The sequence below is a fragment of the Achromobacter sp. genome (genome assembly GCF_050285585.1).
Taxonomy (GTDB): Bacteria; Pseudomonadota; Gammaproteobacteria; order Burkholderiales; family Burkholderiaceae_B; genus Achromobacter.
In genome coordinates, this window is sequence record NZ_JBLZXF010000010.1 from 161,969 (window position 1) to 181,872 (window position 19,904).

Consider the following 19,904-nt stretch of genomic DNA (forward strand, 5'->3'; position numbering starts at 1 on the left):
AAAGGGCGACGCAGCCGCCGGATCTAGCGCCAGCGGCGGAAAATCAGCGACGTATTGATTCCGCCGAAGGCGAAATTGTTGTTCATCACATATTCGTTGCTCATGCGGCGGCCTTCGCGCAGATAGTCCAGCTCGCCGCAGCGCGGGTCGACATTGCGCAGGTTCAGCGTGGGGGCGTACCAGTCGCGGTTGAGCATTTCGATGCTGAACCACGATTCCAGCACGCCGCAGGCGCCCAGGGTATGGCCGAGATAGCTCTTCTGCGAGCTGATGGGCATGCTGCTGCCGAAGAGGCCATGGGTCGCCTGCGTTTCGGCGATGTCGCCCTGTTCGGTCGCGGTGCCGTGGCCGTTCACGTAGCCGATGGCCTGCGGCGGCAGGTTGGCGTCCGCCAGCGCCATTTCCATGGCGATGCGCATCGTCCTGGCTTCCGGGCGCGTAATGTGCGTGCCGTCGGAATTGCTGCCGAAGCCCACGACTTCCGCATGGATGCGGGCGCCGCGGGCCAGCGCGTGGTCCAGCGATTCCAGCACCAGCATGCCTGCGCCTTCGCCGATCACGAGGCCGTCGCGGTCGCGGTCGTAGGGGCGGGGAGTGAGCTCGGGCGTGTCGTTCTTCTGGCTGGTGGCGTAGAGCGCGTCGAACACCAGGGCTTCGCTCGCGCACAGTTCCTCCGAGCCGCCTGCCAGCATCAGGTCCTGGCGCCCGTAGCGGATGGCCTCGTAGGCATAGCCGATGCCCTGGCTGCCCGAGGTGCAGGCGCTGGAGGTCGGGATGATGCGGCCCTTCAGTTCGAAGAAAATGCCCACATTGGCCGCCGTGGTGTGCGGCATCATGCGGACGTAGGAGTTGGCGTTCAGGTCGTCCGTGACGCCATTGAGCAGCATGTTGCCGAAGGCGCGGATTTCGGCGGTGCTGCCCACCGACGATCCGCAGGCCACGCCCATGCGCCCGTCCGTGATGGCGCGGTCGCCCAGCAGCGCGGCGTCTGCCAGGGCGAGCTCCGCGGCCCGCACCGCCAGCTGCGACACGCGTCCCATGCTGCGCAGCTGTTTCCGGGTCCAGTGGGCGGGCGGGTGGAAATCATCGATGGGGCCCGCCAGGCGGGTATTCAGTTCGGCGTAGCGCGACCAGTCCGGCATGGTCCGGATGGCGCTTCGGCCGGATTGCAGCGCGTCCTGCACGGTGGCCCAGTCGGAACCGAGCGCGCTGATGCCGGCCATGCCGGTAACGACGACCCGCTTCATCAGCACAGCCCTCCGTTGACGCCTATGACCTGGCGCGTAATGTAGGCGGCGCCCGGGGACATCAGGAAGGCGACGGTTGCGGCCACCTCCTCCGGACGTCCCATGCGCTGGGCCGGCACTGCCTTCAGGATTTCCTCGACCGGCACGTGTTCGTCGAGCATGTCGGTATCGATCAGCCCGGGCGCCACGCAGTTCACGGTGATCTGGCGCTTGGCCAGCTCCACGGCCAGCGCCTTGGCCGCGCCGATGAGGCCGGCCTTGGACGCGCTGTAGTTCACCTGGCCGCGATTGCCCACCATGCCGGAGACGGACGCCATGCAGACGACGCGGCCGGGGGCGCGGCGGCGGATCATGGGCATCGCCAGCGGGCTGAGCACGTTGTAGAAACCGTCCAGGTTGGTGCGCAGGACTTCGTCCCAATCGTCGCCGCTCAAGGCGGGGAACGCGCCGTCTCGCGTCAGGCCGGCATTGAGGACGACGCCGTAATAGGCGCCGTGCCGGTCTATGTCGGCCTGCAGCGCTTGCGCGCATTGCTTGCGGTCGGCGACGTCGAACTGCAGGACGCGCGCCTGCCGGCCCCGCGCCTGGATGTCGGCTTGCACGGCCTCGGCCTGGCCGCGTTGCTGGCGGCAGTGCAGCACCAGATCATGGCCAGCGTCGGCCAGCGCCAGCGCGATCGCGCGGCCGATGCCGCGGCTCGAGCCGGTTACTAGGATGGGGGCAGCGCTCATTCGGGTGACTCTTCCTGGATAAAGGCGGTGGGATCCTTGGGCTGGTAGACATTCAGCCGGGCTTCGGCCAGCAGGCGGGCTTCATCGTGCAGCTCGCATTCGAAGACGCTCATGCCGCTGGCGTCGACCAGTCCGCGGCGCACATGGATGGTAAGGCGGGCGCCGGCCGGCAGCGTGTCGGCATGGATTTCGTATCGGCGCGTGCCGAGCAGGAAGCCCAGCTTGACGGGTTCGCCCGCCAGGCGGGCCTGGCAACCGGCCCAGGCCCCCACGGCCTGCGCCATGAGTTCCATGCCGAGCCAGGGCGGCAGCGAGCCGTCGGGCAGCGAGTAGGGGCCGGGCTTGACGACGGCGAACGCGCAGAGGCTGTCCGCATCATAGCTGCGGACCTCGTCGAGCAGAATCATGTCGCCCGCGTGCGGCAGCAGGCTGGCGATGGGCCACGGGCTCATGGCTGCGCTCCGAGGATCAGGCTGACGTTGTTGCCGCCGAACGCGAAGGAATTGCTCATGGCTAGGCGCGGGCGGCCCTGGGCGTAGCGATGGGCCGTCGTGCCGAACTCCAGCGCCGGCAGCGCCGGGTCGGGTTCGCCATCCCAGACATGGGGCACAAGCCGTCCGCTGGCGTTGCCGGAAGACAGCGTCGCCCATGCCAGCGCCGCTTCCAGCGCGCCGGCGGCGCCGAGCGCGTGGCCGGTGAGCGGCTTGGTCGACGCGCAGGGCACGCCCTGCGGGAAGACGGCATGCATCGCGTGGCTTTCCATGGCGTCGTTATGCGGCGTGCCGGTGCCGTGCAGGTTGACCCAGCCGATCTGGCTGGCATCGACGCCGGCCGACGCCAGGGCGGCGAGCATGGCCTGGCGCGCGCCGGCGCCGGTCGGCTCCGGCGCCGACATGTGCCAGGCATCCGAGCTGGCGCCGCCGCCGAGAAACGCCACGCAGCGCGCGTCCGCCGGTTCGCGCTCCATCAGGAACAGCGCGCCGGCCTCCCCGATGTTGATGCCGCGGCGGTTGGCCGAGAACGGCAGGCAGAGCGTGTCGTCGATGGCTTCCAGCGTGGCGAAGCCGTTGATGGTGAGCCGGCAGAGCGTGTCCGCGCCGCCGCAGACCACGGCATCGCATAGATCCAGTTCGAGCAGGCGGCGCGCCGACAGCAGCGCGCGCGCGCTGGAAGTGCAGGCCGTGGAAAGGGTGTAGGCCGGGCCGCGCGCGCCCAGCCACTGCGCGAAGAATGCGGAAGGGGAGGACAGGGCCTGGCGGCGATAGTCGTAGCTGTCGGGCCAGCCGCCTTGCGCCGCCAGCTGGCGGAAGGCGGGGGCGTTGTCGTTGATGCCGGAGGTGCTGGTGCCCAGCACCACGGCGACGCGGGCGGGGCCGTACCGCGCCACGGCGCCGCGCAACTGCGGTTCGATCTGCAGCGCGGCGGCCAGCAGCAGCTGATTGTTGCGGCTATGGTGATGCGCGGGCAGCGATTCGTCGATGGAGGGCAGGGCCCCGGCATAGCCGCCCAGCGTCAGGGTGCGGCCATGGACCCAGCCCGCGCGGGCGCGCATGCCGGAAGTGTCGCCCGCGAATGCGGCTTGCGCCACGGCGTCCATGCCCGAGCCCAGCGCGCATACCACGCCAGGCGTGCCCAACCAGGTATTCATGGCTGTTCCTTCAATGGCGAAATCCGCCAGGTGATGCCGTCCGAGTCGACGACCGTGAACGTGTCGGCCTGCGCGGCCCGCGGCCAGCGCACCGTCCAGCGCGGACGGCCATGTTCCAGCAGTTCGCGCTCCGCCGCGCCGCCGCTTTCGCTGCGCGCCTGCCAGTTGCCCGCGCCATAGGCGGCATCCAGCTCCGTCTCCGGCGTCCAGGCGAACATCAGGGCGGCGAACAGGTTGCGCGCCTGGCCGTTGGGCCGCAGGAACCCGTCATTGCGCCATTTGCCGCGCTCGAGCATCTGCCTGGCCTGTGGCACGCCCATGGGATCGAACAGCGACCAGCGCAGGGCCGGGCCTTCGCGCTGCACGACAAGCAGCGTGTCCAGGGACGGCTGGCCGGGCGCCGCCTGCACGACGTGAAGCTGCCGCGGCAGCGCAAATGCCGCGTCGCGCGCGGGCACCGGCGGCGCGCCCGCGCAGCCCGCCAGCGCGGCCAGCAGCACGGCCGCGCCGACGGCGCGGCGCAAGGCCGAAGCGCGGTGGCGGGACGCTGTCATCGTACGCCTCATGCGGGCACCGGCGGCGCTTCCCGGCCGCGGCAGAGCTCGCTCAGCATGCGCAGGCGGCGCTGCGGGCTGGCGACGAAGGGATTGGTCTTGTCCCAGGCATAGCCTGCCAGGATGGAGCTGATCATGCGGCGGATCTCCGGTTGCGCGCGCTCGTAGAACACCACGTCTTGGAATTCCCCCGTGTACCAGCCCTGCACGTACGCGCGGAATGTCTCAACGCCGACCATGAGCGGGTCCGCGAACTCGGACTGCCAGTCGACCTGGGCGCCGGTCAGCTGGCGATGCAGCGCGTCGGCCGCGAGCTTGGACGAGCGCAGGGCGATCGTGACGCCCGAGGAAAACACGGGGTCCAGGAATTCCGCCGCGTTGCCCAGCAGGGCGTAGCCGGGGCCGTGCAAGCGCTCCACGCTGGCCGAGTAGCCGCCGATGGTGTTCGCGGGCGTATCCCAGACTGCGTTCCTCAGGATGCGTTTCAGGTTCGGCGCCGCGTCCGCCATGGCGCGCAGCGTGGTCATCAGGTCCTCTTCCGGGCCGCCGAAGAGATTCTCCCCGCCCACCACGCCGAAGGAGCAGCGGCCATTGGAGAACGGGATCAGCCAATACCAGATGCCGCGTTCCTCTGGGTGCACGCTGATCAGGATCTTCTCGCGGTCGAAGCCGGGGTCGTCGATGCGATCCTCGATATGGGTGAAGATGGCCTTGCGGGGAGGCATCGAGGACGGGCGCTCGAGATCGAGCAGTCGCGCCAGCACGCGCCCATAGCCGCTGGCGTCCAGGACGAAGCGGCTCTTGACCTGGTACGACTGGCCATCCGCGCCGCGCACGTCGAGCAGGGGACCGTCGCCGTCGAAATCGGCCGCGGTCACTTCCTGCCGGTAGCGGACTTCCACGCCCTGGCGCGCGGCGTCGTCGGCCAGCACCTTGTCGAAGTGCGCGCGCTGCACCTGGAACGTGGTGCCCGGGCCGGGGGTGAACTTGTCGCGGAAGTCGAAGTAGGTGTAGCGGCTTCCGCAGGCGAAGGCGGCGCCGTTCTTGACCTGGAAGCCCGCGGCCTGGACGGCGGGCAGCATGCCCGCTTCTTCCACGAATTCCAGGCAGTGGGCGAGCAGGCTCTCGCCGATGGAAAAGCGGGGGAACTGCTGGCGCTCCAGCATCAGCACGTCATGCCCCTGCCGCTTTAGCAGGGCGGCGGCGACCGCGCCGGCGGGGCCCGCCCCGATTACCACGACTTCCCGATGTTCCATTTCCTGAGTATCCATATTTAGTTATTGAAGGAAGGATGCTGTGTAGCGGTCCGGGGCGCCCGGATCCAGGGCGCCCAGAGCAGCGAGAACGCCACGCCCAGCGCTACCGCCAGCCCGAAATTTGCGAGGGCCGGAGTATGGCTGAGGGCGAGCAGGCCGAAGGACAGCAGCGTGGTGGCGGCGCTCAGCAGAATGCCCACGAGGCTGGCGGGAGCGCCCGCGACCCGTTCGTACATGAAGATCGCGTAGTCCACGCCTATGGCCGATACGAGCAGCAGGCCGAACAGGCTGAAGAGGGTGAGCGGCTGGCCGAGATAGCCGAGCGCGGCCAGGCTGCAGGCGGTGGCCGCCAGGGGCACGGCCAGGATGCGCCAGGTGGCGGCGCGCCCGAGGGTCAGCAGCAGCAGGACGGCGGCTACGACATACGACAGCAGCTTGAGTTCGGCGGCCTCGATGCGGGTCGCCGCGAACATGCGGTTCAGTTCGCCGCTGCGGTCCACCAGCGTCACGTCCGGCGCCACCTGGGCAACGGCATCCAGGGCGGACGCATCGCGCAGGCCCAGCAAGGTCACCATGCCCGCGGCCTGCCCGTCATGCGTTCCCAGCCATAGCGCGCGCCAGCGTTCCGCCTGCTGGCCTTGCAGGGCCTCGTCGATCGAGAGCGGCGGCAGCTTGGCCATGGCCAGCAGCTCGTGCCGCAAGGCCTCGTAGGGGATTCCCAGGTCGGTCAGGGGTTTCCAGACCTCGGGACGGGCGGCGCTCGCGGCCAGGCTCCGCCCCAGCGCCTGCTGGTCGGCCGCGGGCGATACCAATTGGCTCAGCGAGCTGTAGGCGGCGAGATCGCCGCGTTCGACCAGTCCGTCCAGCGCTTGCGATATCCGGGCCTGCCGGCGCAGCAATTCGTCCGTGTCGGGCGCGCGCACCAAAAAGAACTGGCTGGTCGGCACGAAGCCGGTGATTTCCCCGATCTGCCGGGCTTGCTGCACCAACGGCGCGGGCAGGCTCAGCCATTGGCGCAGGTCGTCCTGGATGCCCAGCCGGGAAATGCCGCCCACGGTGGCCGCCGCCAATGCCAGGGCGCCCAGCCACAGCACGAGGCGGCGGGAAGCCAGGCGTTCGCGCGCGCTCAGCGCGGCCTGGGCGAAGCGCAGCAGCGGCTGCCAGGGACGGGGGCGCCAGTTCCTCATCCAGGCCGGAAGCTGGCATACCGTGCAGGCATAGGCGCCCAGCAGGCCGGCAGCCGAGAACACCGCTGTCTGCGTGAGAGCCGGGAACGGGGTGAATGCCAGGGCGATGTACCCCACCAGGCTCGCGGCCAGGCTGATGGTGAGGCCCGGCAGAACGCGCCGCAGCGCCGGCCAGGCCTGCCAGTCCGCCATGCCATAGCTTTTGCCCAGCCAGTGCAGCGGAAAATCCACCGCCACGCCGATCAGGCTGGCGCCGATCACGAGGGTCAGCAGATGGATCGATCCGAATACCGCCACGCAGGCCACCGCGCCCGTCAGCAGGCCGACCGCCACGGGCGCGAACGCCAACAGCGCGCGGGCGCGCCGCAGCGCCAGCAGCAGGAGCAGGACGATCCCGATCGTGGCGCCCGTGCCTATCCAGCCGCTTTCGGCCACGGCCTGCGCCCGGCCGGCGGCCGCATACAAGGGTCCCCCGGCCACCAGCAGTTCGGCGCCGTCCGCGTCCAGCGCCTGGCGGTCCTGCTCCAGCTGCGTTGCGATGCGCTGGGGCGCGTTCGAGTCGAACGCATTGCCCCGGGTTTCGGCGCGGACCAGCACCCAGCGTCTGCCCGCCTGTTCCGCCTGCAGGGTACCCGTGCGGATGTCGTACTGCACCGCGCCGCCGGGATGCAGCGCCTGTTCGGCGCGGCGGGTGAGGCCGAGCCAGTCCTGGTCCACGGACACCAGCCCCGACGATGAAAACGGATCCGACAACTCGCGCGCGCGGCGCGCGGCATAGGAGGCGGGGTCTGTTTCGAGCTGGCGCCGGTCCGCCGCGGGCAGCATAGCGAGGCGGCCGGCCGCAAGTTGGGCGCGCAGGGCGGCCAGGTCGACGGCCAGCTCCATCTGCACGGAGGAGAACAGGCCGCTGTCCGTCCAGCGCTGCGCCAGCCGGCGCGCGGGGGCGGCGGAGTCCGCGCCCGGGCGGGCCGCGACCAGGGCGATGACCTGGCGGGAAAGCGGCTCCTGGATGCGGGCCTCGGCCAATTGGCGCACGGCATCGTTGCCGGCCTGCGGCACCAGATCCATCAGGTTGGCCGAGACGGGCCAGCCATTGCGGCATTGCCACGCGCCGATGCAGAGGATCAGCAGGAAGCCCAGCTTGAACAGCCGGGGCAGCCAGCGTTCAATCGGCAAACGCACGTTGTTCCTCGGCCGTCAGGGTCTGGGCGGCTACCGCGTCCGTCATCTGCAACACGCTGCGATCGCCCTGGGTCTCGCGCAGTTCGATGCGGTCCACCAGCGCCGCTCCGTCGATCCGGATGCTGTCGAAGATCTGGCGCAGGAGCGCCGACCGGGGTGTCAGCACCAGTTGCCAGGCAGTTGATTCGCCGGTGAGCGTCAGGTCGAAGTTCTCGCGCAGCCCGGCGGTGTCGCCGGCCAGCACGGACAGGAAAAGCTGGTTCTCGCGGCTCGCGCCCGAGCGCTGCGGCAAGGCCTGCCATTTACCGGTTTCGTCGCGGCGCGAGATGCCGGCGGCGTCGATGCGCAGGTCCTGCGCGATAGGGGTGCGCAGCAGCCACAGCAGCCCCTTGCCGGTCGCCAGCGTGAAATCGCCCCGGCTGGTCAGCGGCTGCGGGAGCGAGCGCAGGAACTTCTGCTGCACGAAGTGGCCCCGCACGACGGGAGCGGCGCGCAGCTGCTCCTGCAAGTCGGCCAGGTCGAAGGCATTGGCGTTCCAGGACAGGAAGGCCAGGACCAGCAGGGCGGCCAGGCGGCGGGCGAGCAAGGGAGCGAATGCGCGTTTCATGCCGGCGCACCCATCGATTGAAGCTGGCGCCGCACGGCATCCCCGAGCTCGGAAGGCGACGCCAGCTGCATTTCACGGGTCCGCATGCAGACCGCGACCTGCTCGGAGGTGGCGCGCGTGAGGCGGCGGCCGCTCTCGGCGTCCAGGATCAGGTAATTGATCTTCAGGCGATGCTCCCACTCCACGAGCTCGGCGCGCACGGTCAGGCGTTGGCCGAACTGTGCGGGCTGCGCGTAGCGCAGGTGCAGGTCGATCACCGGCCAGGCGTAACCGCTGGCCCGCATGGCGTCGTAGTTGTAGCCCAGCATGTCCAGCAGTTCGCACCGGGCCTGTTCCAGGTACTTCACATAGTGGCCGTGCCATACGACGTTGATCGAATCGACATCGAAGAAGGGCACCCGGATTTCGACTTCAGCGCCGATGACGCCTCGTTTACGCATCGTCTTTCCAGAAGGGGTAAAAGTTGAACCATTGCAGAGGCGCCTGGCGGCAGTGCGCGGCGAGGCGGTCGGCATAGCGTTGGGCCGAATCGGCGATCCGCGCCTGGCGGGTGGCGCGCGTCCATTCGATGCCGTCGGAAAAGCGTTCCATGGCGACGCGGTAGCGCGGGCCGTGGCGGGTGCAGAACAGCAGGTTGACTGGACAGCGCAGCAGGCCGGCCAGCAGCCAGGGGCCTTGGGGCAGCAGCGCGGTGGCGCCGAGAAAGTCCACGGGCGCGCAGCGGTCGCCCCGCAGGGGAACGCGGTCGCCGGCGATGGCCAGCCATTCGCCGCGGTCCAGGCGTTGCGCCAGGTCCAGCATGGCGGGAGCGTCCAGCTCGCTGACCTGGATCATGCGCAAGCCGCCGCCCGCTTCGTTGAGCAGGCGGCTGAAACGGGCCGCGTGCTTGTCGTGGACCAGCACATTGAGCTTCAACGCGCCGGTCCGTTCCGCCAGCGCGCGGCACACCTCGATGTTGCCCAGATGCGAGCCGACCAGGATCTGGCCGCGGCCCTGGCCCATCTGCCCGTGCAGGCCGTCGGGGTCGGCGATGTCCAGGCTGGCCAGCGTGATCTTGCCCTGCCAGACGTCCAGCTTGTCCAGTATTGCGTGGGCAAAGGCGAGGTACTGGCGATACACCGGCATGCGGCGCGGCAGCGGGACGGGCATGTCGCCGGATTGCGTCAGGCGGCGCTGATAGTCGGCAATCGCGCGCCGCGCTTGGGCGCCGGAAAGATAGAAATACAGGACGACCGCCCAGACCACGGGCGCGACGAGCCGTCGCCCCAGGTTGCGCGCCGCCCAGGCCGTCAGGCGCATGAGTGCCAGGTTGCCGCGCTCGGGCTGGCCTGCCCAGTGCCGATCCATGGTGTTCATGGCCGCTGGCCTCGCGCCAGCCGGCGCCACAGGAGCGCGGGCGAGCGCGCCAGCATGCCGAAGAACAGGCGCGCGTGCATGCGGCTGATCAGCATGTTGTCCCGCACGCCCTTGAAATGCGAGACGCCGCCTTCCGGGTAGACCACGCGCGTCGGCAGCCAGACCATGGCGACGCCGCGCCAATGCAGGCGCACCAGGACGGCGATGTCGAAATCCATGCGCCGGCCCACGTGGCAGTTGTCGATCACGGATAGCGTCTGGCGCAGCGGGTAGACGCGGAAACCGCACATGGCGTCGGGGATATCGGCCGAGAGCGTATTGATCCAGACCCAGACGCGGGTCAGCCAACGGCCGTAGAGGCGGCTGCGCGGCACGTCTTCGCCGTATACCGGAAGGCCGCAGATGACGGCCTGCGGACTGGCGCGCGAGGCATCCGCGAACGCCGCCGCATCGGGCAATGCATGCTGCCCATCGGCATCCACCTGCAGTGCGTGGGTATAGCCGAGAGAGGCCGCGGCCCGCAGCCCGTCCTGCACCGCGGCGCCCTTGCCGCCGTTCGCGGCGCGGCGCAGCAGGTGCGTGCGGGGCCTGGCCGCCAAGGCATCCAGTTCGGCGGCGCAAGCGAGCTCCGAGCCATCGTCCACCAGCACGCAAGGCAGGCCTTGCGCCGCCAGCTGCGCGTGCACGGCCGCCACCGTGGCGCCGTGGTTGTACACGGGGATGACCGCGCAGAGCCGGTGCGCCGTCATGGCTGCCCGCCTTCGAGGATGCGGCCCGACGAGCATGGCGCGCCGTCGACCGTGAAGGCGAAGTGCAGCTTTCGTTTCGCGGCGTCCCATTTGAGCGCCAGGGAGGCGACGTCGCCGGGGCGGAGCAGCCGCTGGAACTTCAGGACTTCCATGCCGGCAAAGCGAAGGCCGGGGTGGAGGTCGCGCAACGCCAACGACATGGCCCAGCCGATCTGCGCCACGCCCGGCACCACGGGCGCGGACGGGAAGTGGCCGCTGAAATAGGCGAGATCGTAGGGAATTTCCAGCGTGTACCGGCGCTCGTTTTCCGCCTGGCCGGGCAGTTCCCGCGCTTCCGGGGCCAGGGGCCGCGGACCCGCGGCGGCCTCGAATTCATGGCGCGGCAATTTGCCTTGCGCGTTGCTGGGCAGTTGCGCAAAGAAGCGCCAGGTGCGGGGAATGGCCAGCGATTCGAAGCCCGCGGCCAGATGCGCGCGCAATGCGGCGGTCACCGCTTTCCGGCCCTGGTTGCGCAGGATGTGCAGGCCCGTGGCGGACAAGGCGACCAGGGCGGCAAGCCGCGGAGCGCCGGCGATCGCGCCCAGGCGCGCCTCCGTGACGTAGGGATGCCCCGACAGCGCCCGCTCCAGCATGGGCAGGGAGATGCGCTTCTCTTCGATCTTGACGATGCGGTCCAGGCGGCCCAGCAGCCGGAACCTGCCCGAGACGAGCTCCGCGCCGTCGGCCGTTTGCGCTTCGGCGGCGTTGACCCAGGGGGATTGCACACGTAGCGCGCCCTCGGCGTTCAGGCTGACCGCGACGCCCGGCAGCGGCTGCCAATCCTCCGAGCCCTGGCGCCAGGCAACGGCCCCTGTCTCGGAGCTGCCGTAGATTTCGGTGGGGCGCAGCCCCAGATGGCGTTCGATGTGGTCGGATACGTCGGCGGGCAGCTCCCCGCCCGAGGAGTGGATGCGGAGCAGCCTGCCGCGCAAGGCCGGCCAATCCAGCCGGTCTCCCAGCCGCCGCAGCAGCGCGGGGCTGGCGATCCAGACGAAGAAAGGATGGCGCAGGCTGGCCCGCTGCAGGTCCTCGGGGTAGATGCGCTGGGGGCGGTCGAGCAGCCGTCCCGCGCACAGCGGCCACAGCACCCGGAAGGGCAGGCCGTACATGTGCTGGGCCGATACGCTGCCCAGCACCGGCGTGTGGGCATCGGGCCATTGGTCCTGCAGCGCGCGGACCTCGTCCATCAGCTGCCGCCAGGTCTTGGCGATGTGCTTGGGTTGGCCGCTGGATCCGGATGTGCACAGCACCAGCTCCAGCGCGGGATCCAGCTCGGCGGGCGCCAGCGGAGGATGGTCTTGAAGGTCTTCCAGCCGCCATTGCCGGTCCGCCGGCACCGGAAGGGCGGCATCGGTCAGCCAGGCGTCAACGGTGGCGTCGAGCGCGGAGCAGGTGTGCGCCTGGGCATCGCCCGGAAGCACCGCGACAACGCCCGCGCGCCAGCAGGCCAGCAGCGCGGCCGCCATCTGCGCGGCGTCTTCGAACCAGAGCGCGACGCGGCGCGGCGACTTGGCCCGCAATGCGCCGGCCGTCGCCAGGCTGGCCTGCGCGAGCGCGCCGCGCGACAGGAGCGGCTCGTCGGCGACCGGGATGCCGGCCTCGTCGGGCGCAGCGGGCAACAGCAGATGCGTCAGGGGAATCCAGGCCATGGTTCAAGCCACTCTGGCGGCGGCGGGGCGCAGAATCCATTCGCCGGCGAACAGCAGGCCCATCAATCCGTAGCTGATGGCGCCGTTGTACGCGACCCACCAGCTCCAGGGCGCCCAGGCCGCGAGCACGGCGGCCGTTGCGCCGTTCAAGGCGAAAAAGGCGCACCAGACCCGCGTGACGTTGCGCGTGTAGCGCACGCCTTCGGGCGGCAGGTCGGGGTGGCGCAGCCGCGCCAGGCGCTCGATCACCGGCCGGCCGGCCTTCAGGCTGGCGCCGAAGACGGCCAGCATCATGGCGTTGACCAATACCGGATACCAGCGCAGGCCGGCTTCCGAATCCCAGGCCGCCAGGATCAGGCAGAAGACGATCGCCACGGCGGGCAGCAGGCGCGAACCGGGCTGCCCGGCGCCTGCCGTCAGGCCGCGCGCCAGCCACAGCAGCGCCAGGGGCAGAACCACCCAGGCCACGCTCAGGCGCCCCAGCGCCGCGTGGACGGCGAAGGGGTAGGCGATGCCGGCCAGGGCCAGGGCGGCTGCCGCGCCATGTCTCATGCGGCGGGATCCTGCTTTTGCCACATGGCCTGCACGACGTCCTCGACGGTACGCACCGTCCGGAAGTCGTTGGCGTCGAGTTTGCGGCCGGTCTGCCGGCGCACGTGGTCGATCAGGTCGATGGCGTCGATGCTGTCGATTTCAAGATCGGTGTACAGGTTCGCCTCGGGCGTGATGCGTTCCGGTTCGATCTCGAACAGTTCGACCAGCGCGCCGCGCAGCGTATTGAAGATTTCCTCGCGGGTATGCATCGTGAACTCCGTATGCGTTAATCGTGGCGTTGCGCGGTGACAAAGGCCGCCAGCTTGGCGATGCTGGCGAAATGCTCGCGCATGTTCCTCGTTTCCGGATCTATGGTGATGCCGTAGCGCTTTTGCAGCGCGAGGCCCAGCTCCAGCGCGTCCACGGAATCCAGTCCGAGTCCGTCGCCGAACAAATGGGCGTCGCGGTCGATGTCCTCGGGGGTGATGTCTTCCAGCCCCAGGGATTCGATGACGAGGGTCTTCAGTTCAAGTTCCAGTTGATTCATCCAGCGTGGACTCCGCATTCGCCGCCATGGGCGATTATTGGTTCAGTGGGGCGCCCGAGGACGCGGTGCGCGCCAGTTCGGTCTCGAAATAGGTGTGCAGGTGATCGTTCATCCTGCGTCCCGCGATCGGCAGCGGATGCGCTTCGCTCCAGGTGGCGGGATCGATGTCCTCGCCGACATGGATGACGTAGCGCATCCGGCAGGGCGGAATCCGGTACCAGGGCTCGCCCTTGGTCAGGCTGCGCGGATTCATGCTGATCACGACGGGCGTCACCACGCGCGCGCCGCGCAGCGCGATGGCGCAGGCGCCCCGATGGAAGCGCGGCATGGTGTCGCGCGGCGTGCGGGTGCCTTCGGGAAAGACGATCAGGGTTTCGCCGCTGCGCAGCACGTCGGCGGCGCGGTCGAACATGTCGAAGCTCTCGTCGTTGGTAATGTAGCGCGCGTTGGCGATCGGGCCGCGGGTAAAGGGATTGGTCGCCAGGCTGTGCTTCACGATGCAGTTGGCGTTCTTGACGTGGCCCACCAGGAAGACCACGTCCAGCAGCGAGGGGTGGTTGGCCAATATCATCTGCCCGGGCTGGCCAAGGCGTTCGGCGCCCCGGAACTCCACGGTCAGGATGCCGACGCGGACCATGAAGCGGATGAAAAGGCGGAAGGTCCGGTTCAGGGTCCAGCGCGCCCGGCGCTGGCGGTCCAGCTTGTCGCCGGGCAGCAGGCGCTGAGACGGGAAGACGAACGCGCGCAGCAGCACGCCGCCCAGTCCGAACAGAGTGAACGCCATGCCGGTGGCCACGAGCCGCCAGAGCCAGAAATCCTGCCGTGGGTGGGTGCTGCGGGTCATGCCGTGCGCGTCCAGGTCCATTGGCGGGCGTGGTTCGCGTGCCGCCAGGCGTGCGTGCGCAACAACAGGTGGCGCAACAGGTTCAGGGGGTTGGGCCAGACCTGCGGCGCATCGGCGGCGGGGGCCGCCTGTTGCGGATCCAGGTTCAGCGTCCAGTCGGCGCCGGGGCGCAGGTGGAGGGCGACCGCGTAGGTGCACGGCACATCCCGCGTCCAGGGGGCATACGGGGCGGGCGGCAATTCTTCGGCCAGCACCACCAGCACGTCCTCGTGGCCATGGGCCAATAGCATGGCGGCTTCGGCGATGGCGTGCTCGAGGCCGTCGTCTTCGACCGACAGCGCAACGGATTCGGCCGTTTCACGGCGTATGATCGACCACTGCGCGGCGATCGCGTTGTGCACGGACAGGCCGAAGGCGGTCGGGGAAAGCGGCTCGTCCGCCGCCAACGACTGCAGGAGCCCGAAGTTCCGGGTGGTTTCGCCGTGCCGGGATGCATAGACCAGCGGCATGCCCGGCCGCCCTTCGGCCATGGGCCACGCGCACGCAAACACGCCGCGAGCCAAGGGGCTCAGGCGGCGGCGTTGCAGGGGGGGCAAGAAATCCAGGCTGGGCACGCTCTGATTCCCGAGGGGACAGTACGGATGTTCCGCCCAGTCCAACCAAGCTTCGGGGCTATCGATTCCTGGCGTCCAACCTTGCCATTGCGCGATTGAAAACGTCAACATAGCGCGCGATTCTACTACGGCAAATTGCCGCACTTTTGACTTATACAGTTACAGAAGACGCATTTTAACGGCTTTTCTGTATTTATTTTTACCTAAATTTACGTTTATTCGTGAAAATTCAGGAACTTTTTGTATGGTGGGCGGATGCGCGGGCCGCCCGCCGTTACAGAACGGAAGACCTGTCCGCCGACGATTTCCGGCGGGCGCAGGCCGTGCGCAGCGCGAAGGCGCGGGAGGATTGGCGGGTCAGCCGGGCCCTGTTGCGCGATGTCCGGGCCGAATTGCCTCCGGCAGGGGCCACGTCGCTCAGCCACAGTGGCGGCTCCGCGGTTTGCGCGTCGATCTCGGCGGCGCGGCCGCTGGGCGCCGATCTGGAGAGAATCCGGCCGCGCGAGGTGCTCCGGCTGGCGGATTGGGTCTGCTCGCCCGAGGAGCGGGACGCGCTTGCCGGCCTGGACAGCGCCCGCCAGCTGCAGCACTTCTACCTGATCTGGACGCTGAAGGAAGCCTTCATCAAGGCGGCGGCGCTGGATTTTCCCGCGGATATGGCTTTGACCGGCCTGGCGGCCGGGCCAGGCGGCGCATGGCGCCTGCGTGCCCCGCCCGGGCAGTGGAGCGCCCGCTCCTGGCGGCTGGGCGACGATTGGATTGCTTCGGTCGTATGGCGCGCGAGCGACGGCGAGGCCATCCGTCCCTCGTGGCGAACCGTAACCGGTTGCGAGTTGCCGGCGGTTACCGTTTTGGGCGAGTGGGAATCCGGCCTGGTTTGAGTCCCGGTTCAGGGTTTTCCATTAGACTTTTAAAAGATGTATTATAAATATATGTTTAATGGCGAGCACGATCGCACCACAAGGAGCAGTAGATGTTGAGTCCCCAAATCCGCGCCCTGGTCAAGGGCACGGCCCCCGTCCTCAAGACGCACGGCGTCGCGCTGACCCGGCATTTCTATGCCCGCATGTTCCAGCACAATCCCGAGCTCAAGCACGTCTTCAACCAGGGTCACCAGGCAGGCGGCGAACAGCAGCAGGCGCTGGCGGGGGCGGTCGCGGCCTATGCCGAACACATCGACGATCCTTCGGTGCTCATGCCGGTCGTGACCCGCATCGTGCATAAGCACGTCAGCCTGGGCATCCGCCCGGAACACTATCCGATCGTCGGCAAGCACCTGCTGGCGTCCATCCGCGAAGTGCTGGGCGAAGCGGCGACCGACGAACTGGTGGACGCCTGGGCCGCGGCCTACGGCCAGCTGGCCGATCTGCTGATCGGCGAAGAAGCGCGCCTGTATGGGGAATCGGCCGCCAAGCCGGGCGGCTGGACGGGCTGGCGCGCGTTCCGCGTAGTGGGCAAGCAGCGTGAAAGCGCCGAGATCACCTCGTTCTACCTGGCGCCGGCCGACGGCGGCGCGGTGCCGGCCTATCAGCCGGGCCAGTACGTTTCCGTGCGCCTGTACGTGCCCGAGCTGGGCCTGATGCAGCCGCGCCAGTACAGCTTGTCGGATGCGCCGGGGCAAGACCGCCTGCGCATTTCGGTCAAGCGCGAAGCGGGCAACGACCAGACGCCCGCCGGCCGCGTCTCCAACGCCCTGCATGACCGCCTGGAAGAGGGCGGCGTGCTGGACGTGGCGCCGCCCCAGGGCGATTTCCACCTGCGCGAAGCGAGCAAGGCTCCGGTCGTGCTGCTGAGCGGCGGCGTGGGCCTGACGCCCATGGTCTCCATCCTGAACCATCTGGTGCGCCTGAACGACGACCGGCAGATCCGTTTCGTGCACGGCTGCCGCAACAGCTCGGTGCATGCCATGAAGGAGCACATCAACAGCATCGCCGCCGAGCGCGACAACGTGCGCAAGGCGGTGTTCTACGAGGAGGTCGGCCACGGCGACCAGCGCGGCCGCGACTACGACCATACCGGCCGCGTGGACCTGCATGCCATCCGCGAGGAGGCCATCGTTCCGGGCGCCGACTACTACCTCTGCGGCCCGGCGGGCTTCATGCGCGCGCAGCGCCAGGCCTTGACCAGCCTGGGCGTGGCCGAAGACCGCATCCATGCCGAGGCCTTCGGCAGCGGCGGCGCGCCCGCCTGAGCGTGTATCCTGGCGGCCTGCCTGCCCGGGGCCGCCGGGCATCTCCCATCCATGCCATGCAACTGACCCGATTCACCGACTTCGGCCTGCGCATCCTGATGTACCTGACGCAGTGCCGCGACCGGCCTTCCGCCGTCACCATCCCGGAGGTCGCGGAACGCTTCGGCGTGTCGCGCAATCACCTGGTGAAGGTGGCGCACTTCATGGCGCAGCGCGAATGGATCGATACGTCGCGCGGCAAGGGCGGCGGCCTGCGCCTGGCGCGGCCCGCCGCGGACTACCGGCTGGGCGACCTGATCCGCGAGCTGGAGCAGCAGGGGCCGCTGATCGATTGCCGCGAGCCGCCCTGCGCGCTGGACGGTTCGTGCCGGCTGTCGGGCGTGCTGGCGCAGACACTGCAGGCCTTCTACGAGGCGCTCAACGGCTATACGCTGGCCGACCTGGTGCGCGATCCGACCGCCGCGGCCATCATCCGCCTGCACCGCGCCGCGTGACGCGGGGCATGATGTTTTGTTATGGATCCTGCGGAGTTTGGCATTTGCCGGACGGGCGCGGGGCACCCAGAATAGGGTGAATTCCCTGTCTTCTGGATCTAGGCATATGCGCGTTTGCGTTATCGGTGCCGGCGTCGTGGGTGTCACGTCGGCTTATTTCCTGGCGCGCCAGGGTCACGATGTGGTGCTGGTGGACAGCCAGCCGCGTCCGGCCGAGGTGTCCAGCTACGCCAACGGCGGACAACTCAGCTACAGCTACGTGGCGCCGCTGGCCGGCCCCGGCGTGTTGCCCAGCGTGCCCGGCTGGCTGCTGCGCCAGGATTCTCCCTTGCGTTTCCGGCCCCGGCTGGATCCCCACCAATGGCGCTGGTGCCTGCAGTTTGCGCTGGCGTGCCGGGAGTCCGTGGCCCGGGAGTCCACCGCGCAATTGTCCGGTCTGTCCTACCTCAGCCGCGACGTGATGCATACCCTGCTCGAGCAGGAAGACCTGGACTTCGGCCATCTCAAGAACGGCAAGCTCATCGCCTACCGCAGCCCGGCCTTGCTGGAGAAGGCGCGCGCGCTGGTGGAGTACCAGGCGGCGCACGGGGCCGAGCAGCAGGTGCTGGACGCGGCCCAGACCCTGGCGCTGGAACCCGCGCTGGCCGGAATGGGCGGCAGCCTGGCGGGCGCCATCTTCACGCCCAGCGAAGAGGCGGGCGACTGCCGCCAGTTCACCGAAGCGCTGTTCGATCGCCTGCAGTCCCTGGGCAATGTGCAGTGCGCCATGTCCAATCCGGTATCCAGCCTGCAGCGCGAAGGGCGCCGCATCGTGGCCGTGAATACCCGCGACGGCGACATCGGCGCCGACGCCGTCGTCCTGGCGACCGGCGTCGGCACGCGGACGCTGCTCAATCCGCTGGGCCACGATGTGCCGCTGTACCCGCTGAAGGGCTACAGCCTGAGCGTGCCGCTGGCAGAGGACGACGAGTCCGTGGCGCCCCGCATCAGCGTGACGGACTACGAGCGGCGCATCGTCTACGCCCGGGTGGGGGGCGTGTTGCGCATCGCGGCCATGGTCGACATCGGCAGCGCCAATGCCGACATCGATCCGGCGCGCATTGCGCTGCTCAAGCGCCAGGTGCACGAGGCGTTTCCGGCGCTGGACCTGCGCCAGGCCATTCCCTGGGCGGGGCTGCGGCCGGCCACGCCGACCGGCAAGCCCCTGATCGGGCGCAGCCGCGCGGCGGACAATCTGTGGCTCAACGTCGGGCAAGGGGCGCTGGGTTTCACGCTGGCTTGCGGCAGCGCCGCGCTCTTGACCGCCCAGATGGCGGACATGCCGTTGCCGCTGGACCCCGCGCCATTCCGCCCCTGACGCATGGGGATGCCCATTTCGCGATAGCAGCTGTCTTTCCATCGGCAGACGGACTGGTCCGCGCTCAATAGGATAGCGATCCTGCCGCCATGCGCGGCGCCTTCGGGCGCCACGCATGGCGGCAGCCGATCCCTCATTTCCCGAGCGCAAACCATCATGTCCTACCTGTTCCCGCTGTTCGCCATTCTGTTCTGGGCGGGCAACGTCATCGTCTCCAAGATGGCCGCCAGCGCCATCTCTCCCACGGCCATCACCTTCTACCGGCTGGTGCTGGCGCTGTTCCTCATGGGCCTGTTCACGGCGCGCCCCGCCTGGCGCAACCGCAAGACCCTGCTGCGCCACTGGCCCAAGCTGGCCTTGTACGGCGCCTTGTCGTCGGCCGTGTTCCAGGCGCTGTCGTACCGGGCGGCCGAGACCACCACGGCCACCAACATGGCGATCCTGACCGCGCTGATTCCCCTGCTGAGCATGCTGCTCAGCGTGGTGATCCTGCGTGATCCTCTGACCCTGGGCATGGCCGCGGGCGGCGCGCTCTCGTTCCTGGGGCTGCTGTACCTGGTCGGGCAGGGGGACATGCTGAGCGTGTTCCAGCACGGCATCCACGCGGGCGATGGGCTGATGCTGCTGGCGGCCCTGTCCTATGCGCTCTACGGTGTGCTGCTGCGGCACTGGAAGGTGCCGGTGCCGGCGTGGCAATCGACCTTCGTGCAATCGTTTTTCGCGCTGCTCTACATGCTGCCCCTGTATCTGCGCGTGCCGGCCGCCCAGGCCGCGCTGGACGTGAACACCATTCCCCTGATCCTCTATGCCGGCATTTTTTCATCCGTGCTGCTGTCGTTCCTGTGGATCGAGGGCGTGCATCGCCTGGGGCCGAACCGCTGCAGCATCTTCATCAACCTGCTGCCGCTGTTTACCGCGCTGGCGGCCTTCGCGATGCTGCGCGAAGCGTTGCACATGTACCACCTGCTGGGCGGCGCTGTGACGCTGGCCGGCGTGCTGCTGGCGCAGACCGTGCAGCGGCCCCTGTTCGGCCGTTCCCGCGGCCTGGCGCTGGACTAGGGCCGTTCACGGACGTTCAAGACGGGCGCGCGCGCGGCCGCCATAGTGGCTCTCTTTGA

22 protein-coding genes are annotated in these 19,904 nt (G+C 69.0%); 5 read left to right on the forward strand and 17 right to left on the reverse strand.

From position 1 onward, the window contains the following. Positions 1-23: 23 nt before the first annotated feature. From ACN6PJ_RS16265 to ACN6PJ_RS16345, 17 genes are read right to left on the reverse strand one after another with little or no spacing between them, the layout of a single operon-like run. Positions 24-1,247: a beta-ketoacyl-ACP synthase gene (locus ACN6PJ_RS16265; protein WP_427996878.1), complete on the reverse strand. Its 1,224-nt coding sequence runs from the start codon at positions 1,245-1,247 to the stop codon at positions 24-26. Next, positions 1,247-1,978 carry a 3-oxoacyl-ACP reductase FabG gene (gene fabG, locus ACN6PJ_RS16270; protein WP_427996879.1) on the reverse strand — a complete coding sequence of 244 codons (732 nt, stop codon included), beginning with the start codon at positions 1,976-1,978 and terminating at the stop codon, positions 1,247-1,249. The genes ACN6PJ_RS16265 and fabG overlap by 1 nt, the downstream gene beginning before the upstream one ends. After that, positions 1,975-2,430 carry a 3-hydroxylacyl-ACP dehydratase gene (locus ACN6PJ_RS16275; protein ID WP_427996880.1) on the reverse strand — a complete coding sequence of 152 codons (456 nt, stop codon included), beginning with the start codon at positions 2,428-2,430 and terminating at the stop codon, positions 1,975-1,977. The genes fabG and ACN6PJ_RS16275 overlap by 4 nt, the downstream gene beginning before the upstream one ends. Next, a complete protein-coding gene (locus ACN6PJ_RS16280; protein ID WP_427996881.1) occupies positions 2,427-3,626 on the reverse strand; it encodes a beta-ketoacyl-[acyl-carrier-protein] synthase family protein in 1,200 nt (399 codons plus the stop codon). The genes ACN6PJ_RS16275 and ACN6PJ_RS16280 overlap by 4 nt, the downstream gene beginning before the upstream one ends. Continuing rightward, complete coding sequence (locus ACN6PJ_RS16285) at positions 3,623-4,180, reverse strand: DUF3261 domain-containing protein (RefSeq protein ID WP_427996882.1); 558 nt, start codon at positions 4,178-4,180, stop codon at positions 3,623-3,625. Before ACN6PJ_RS16285 ends, ACN6PJ_RS16280 begins: the two co-directional genes overlap by 4 nt. An 8-nt stretch (positions 4,181-4,188) precedes the next feature. Further along, complete coding sequence (locus ACN6PJ_RS16290) at positions 4,189-5,436, reverse strand: NAD(P)/FAD-dependent oxidoreductase (protein WP_427996883.1); 1,248 nt, start codon at positions 5,434-5,436, stop codon at positions 4,189-4,191. Positions 5,437-5,453: 17 nt separating this feature from the next. Beyond that, positions 5,454-7,805, reverse strand: coding sequence for an MMPL family transporter (locus ACN6PJ_RS16295; protein ID WP_427996884.1), 2,352 nt, complete (start codon positions 7,803-7,805; stop codon positions 5,454-5,456). Then, positions 7,789-8,412, reverse strand: a complete 624-nt coding sequence (locus ACN6PJ_RS16300; protein ID WP_427996885.1) for an outer membrane lipoprotein carrier protein LolA — start codon at positions 8,410-8,412, stop codon at positions 7,789-7,791. The genes ACN6PJ_RS16295 and ACN6PJ_RS16300 overlap by 17 nt, the downstream gene beginning before the upstream one ends. Further along, positions 8,409-8,852: an acyl-CoA thioesterase gene (locus ACN6PJ_RS16305; RefSeq protein ID WP_427996886.1), complete on the reverse strand. Its 444-nt coding sequence runs from the start codon at positions 8,850-8,852 to the stop codon at positions 8,409-8,411. The genes ACN6PJ_RS16300 and ACN6PJ_RS16305 overlap by 4 nt, the downstream gene beginning before the upstream one ends. Further along, positions 8,845-9,768 carry a glycosyl transferase gene (locus ACN6PJ_RS16310; protein WP_427996887.1) on the reverse strand — a complete coding sequence of 308 codons (924 nt, stop codon included), beginning with the start codon at positions 9,766-9,768 and terminating at the stop codon, positions 8,845-8,847. Before ACN6PJ_RS16310 ends, ACN6PJ_RS16305 begins: the two co-directional genes overlap by 8 nt. Continuing rightward, positions 9,765-10,517 (reverse strand): glycosyltransferase family 2 protein, encoded by a 753-nt coding sequence (locus tag ACN6PJ_RS16315; RefSeq protein ID WP_427996888.1) that lies wholly within the window; start codon positions 10,515-10,517, stop codon positions 9,765-9,767. Before ACN6PJ_RS16315 ends, ACN6PJ_RS16310 begins: the two co-directional genes overlap by 4 nt. Next, the gene (locus ACN6PJ_RS16320; RefSeq protein ID WP_427996889.1) at positions 10,514-12,205 is read right to left on the reverse strand and encodes an AMP-binding protein; all 1,692 of its coding nucleotides are present in this window, start codon (positions 12,203-12,205) and stop codon (positions 10,514-10,516) included. Before ACN6PJ_RS16320 ends, ACN6PJ_RS16315 begins: the two co-directional genes overlap by 4 nt. A 3-nt stretch (positions 12,206-12,208) precedes the next feature. Next, positions 12,209-12,757 (reverse strand): hypothetical protein, encoded by a 549-nt coding sequence (locus tag ACN6PJ_RS16325; protein WP_427996890.1) that lies wholly within the window; start codon positions 12,755-12,757, stop codon positions 12,209-12,211. Then, positions 12,754-13,008, reverse strand: coding sequence for an acyl carrier protein (locus tag ACN6PJ_RS16330; RefSeq protein WP_043545299.1), 255 nt, complete (start codon positions 13,006-13,008; stop codon positions 12,754-12,756). The genes ACN6PJ_RS16325 and ACN6PJ_RS16330 overlap by 4 nt, the downstream gene beginning before the upstream one ends. A 17-nt stretch (positions 13,009-13,025) precedes the next feature. Then, positions 13,026-13,286 (reverse strand): phosphopantetheine-binding protein, encoded by a 261-nt coding sequence (locus tag ACN6PJ_RS16335; RefSeq protein WP_043545300.1) that lies wholly within the window; start codon positions 13,284-13,286, stop codon positions 13,026-13,028. Positions 13,287-13,320: 34 nt separating this feature from the next. After that, on the reverse strand, positions 13,321-14,130 hold the full coding sequence (locus ACN6PJ_RS16340; RefSeq protein ID WP_427996891.1) for a lysophospholipid acyltransferase family protein: 810 nt from the start codon (positions 14,128-14,130) through the stop codon (positions 13,321-13,323). Next, entirely contained in the window at positions 14,127-14,744 is a 618-nt protein-coding gene (locus tag ACN6PJ_RS16345; protein WP_427996892.1) for a beta-ketoacyl synthase chain length factor, read from the reverse strand. Before ACN6PJ_RS16345 ends, ACN6PJ_RS16340 begins: the two co-directional genes overlap by 4 nt. Positions 14,745-14,965: 221 nt before the next feature. Between ACN6PJ_RS16345 and ACN6PJ_RS16350 the strand changes: the two genes are divergently transcribed. The 5 genes from ACN6PJ_RS16350 to ACN6PJ_RS16370 all read left to right on the forward strand — a co-directional run bounded on the left by ACN6PJ_RS16350 (position 14,966) and on the right by ACN6PJ_RS16370 (position 19,845). Further along, complete coding sequence (locus ACN6PJ_RS16350) at positions 14,966-15,625, forward strand: 4'-phosphopantetheinyl transferase family protein (protein ID WP_427996893.1); 660 nt, start codon at positions 14,966-14,968, stop codon at positions 15,623-15,625. A gap of 92 nt (positions 15,626-15,717) precedes the next feature. Then, complete coding sequence (gene hmpA / locus ACN6PJ_RS16355) at positions 15,718-16,935, forward strand: NO-inducible flavohemoprotein (protein ID WP_427996894.1); 1,218 nt, start codon at positions 15,718-15,720, stop codon at positions 16,933-16,935. Between the two features lie 56 nt (positions 16,936-16,991). Then, on the forward strand, positions 16,992-17,429 hold the full coding sequence (locus tag ACN6PJ_RS16360; RefSeq protein ID WP_427996895.1) for an Rrf2 family transcriptional regulator: 438 nt from the start codon (positions 16,992-16,994) through the stop codon (positions 17,427-17,429). A gap of 106 nt (positions 17,430-17,535) precedes the next feature. After that, the gene (locus tag ACN6PJ_RS16365) at positions 17,536-18,786 is read left to right on the forward strand and encodes a D-amino acid dehydrogenase (RefSeq protein ID WP_427996896.1); all 1,251 of its coding nucleotides are present in this window, start codon (positions 17,536-17,538) and stop codon (positions 18,784-18,786) included. Positions 18,787-18,942: 156 nt separating this feature from the next. Next, the gene (locus tag ACN6PJ_RS16370; protein ID WP_427996897.1) at positions 18,943-19,845 is read left to right on the forward strand and encodes a DMT family transporter; all 903 of its coding nucleotides are present in this window, start codon (positions 18,943-18,945) and stop codon (positions 19,843-19,845) included. The last annotated feature ends 59 nt before the right edge of the window (positions 19,846-19,904 follow it).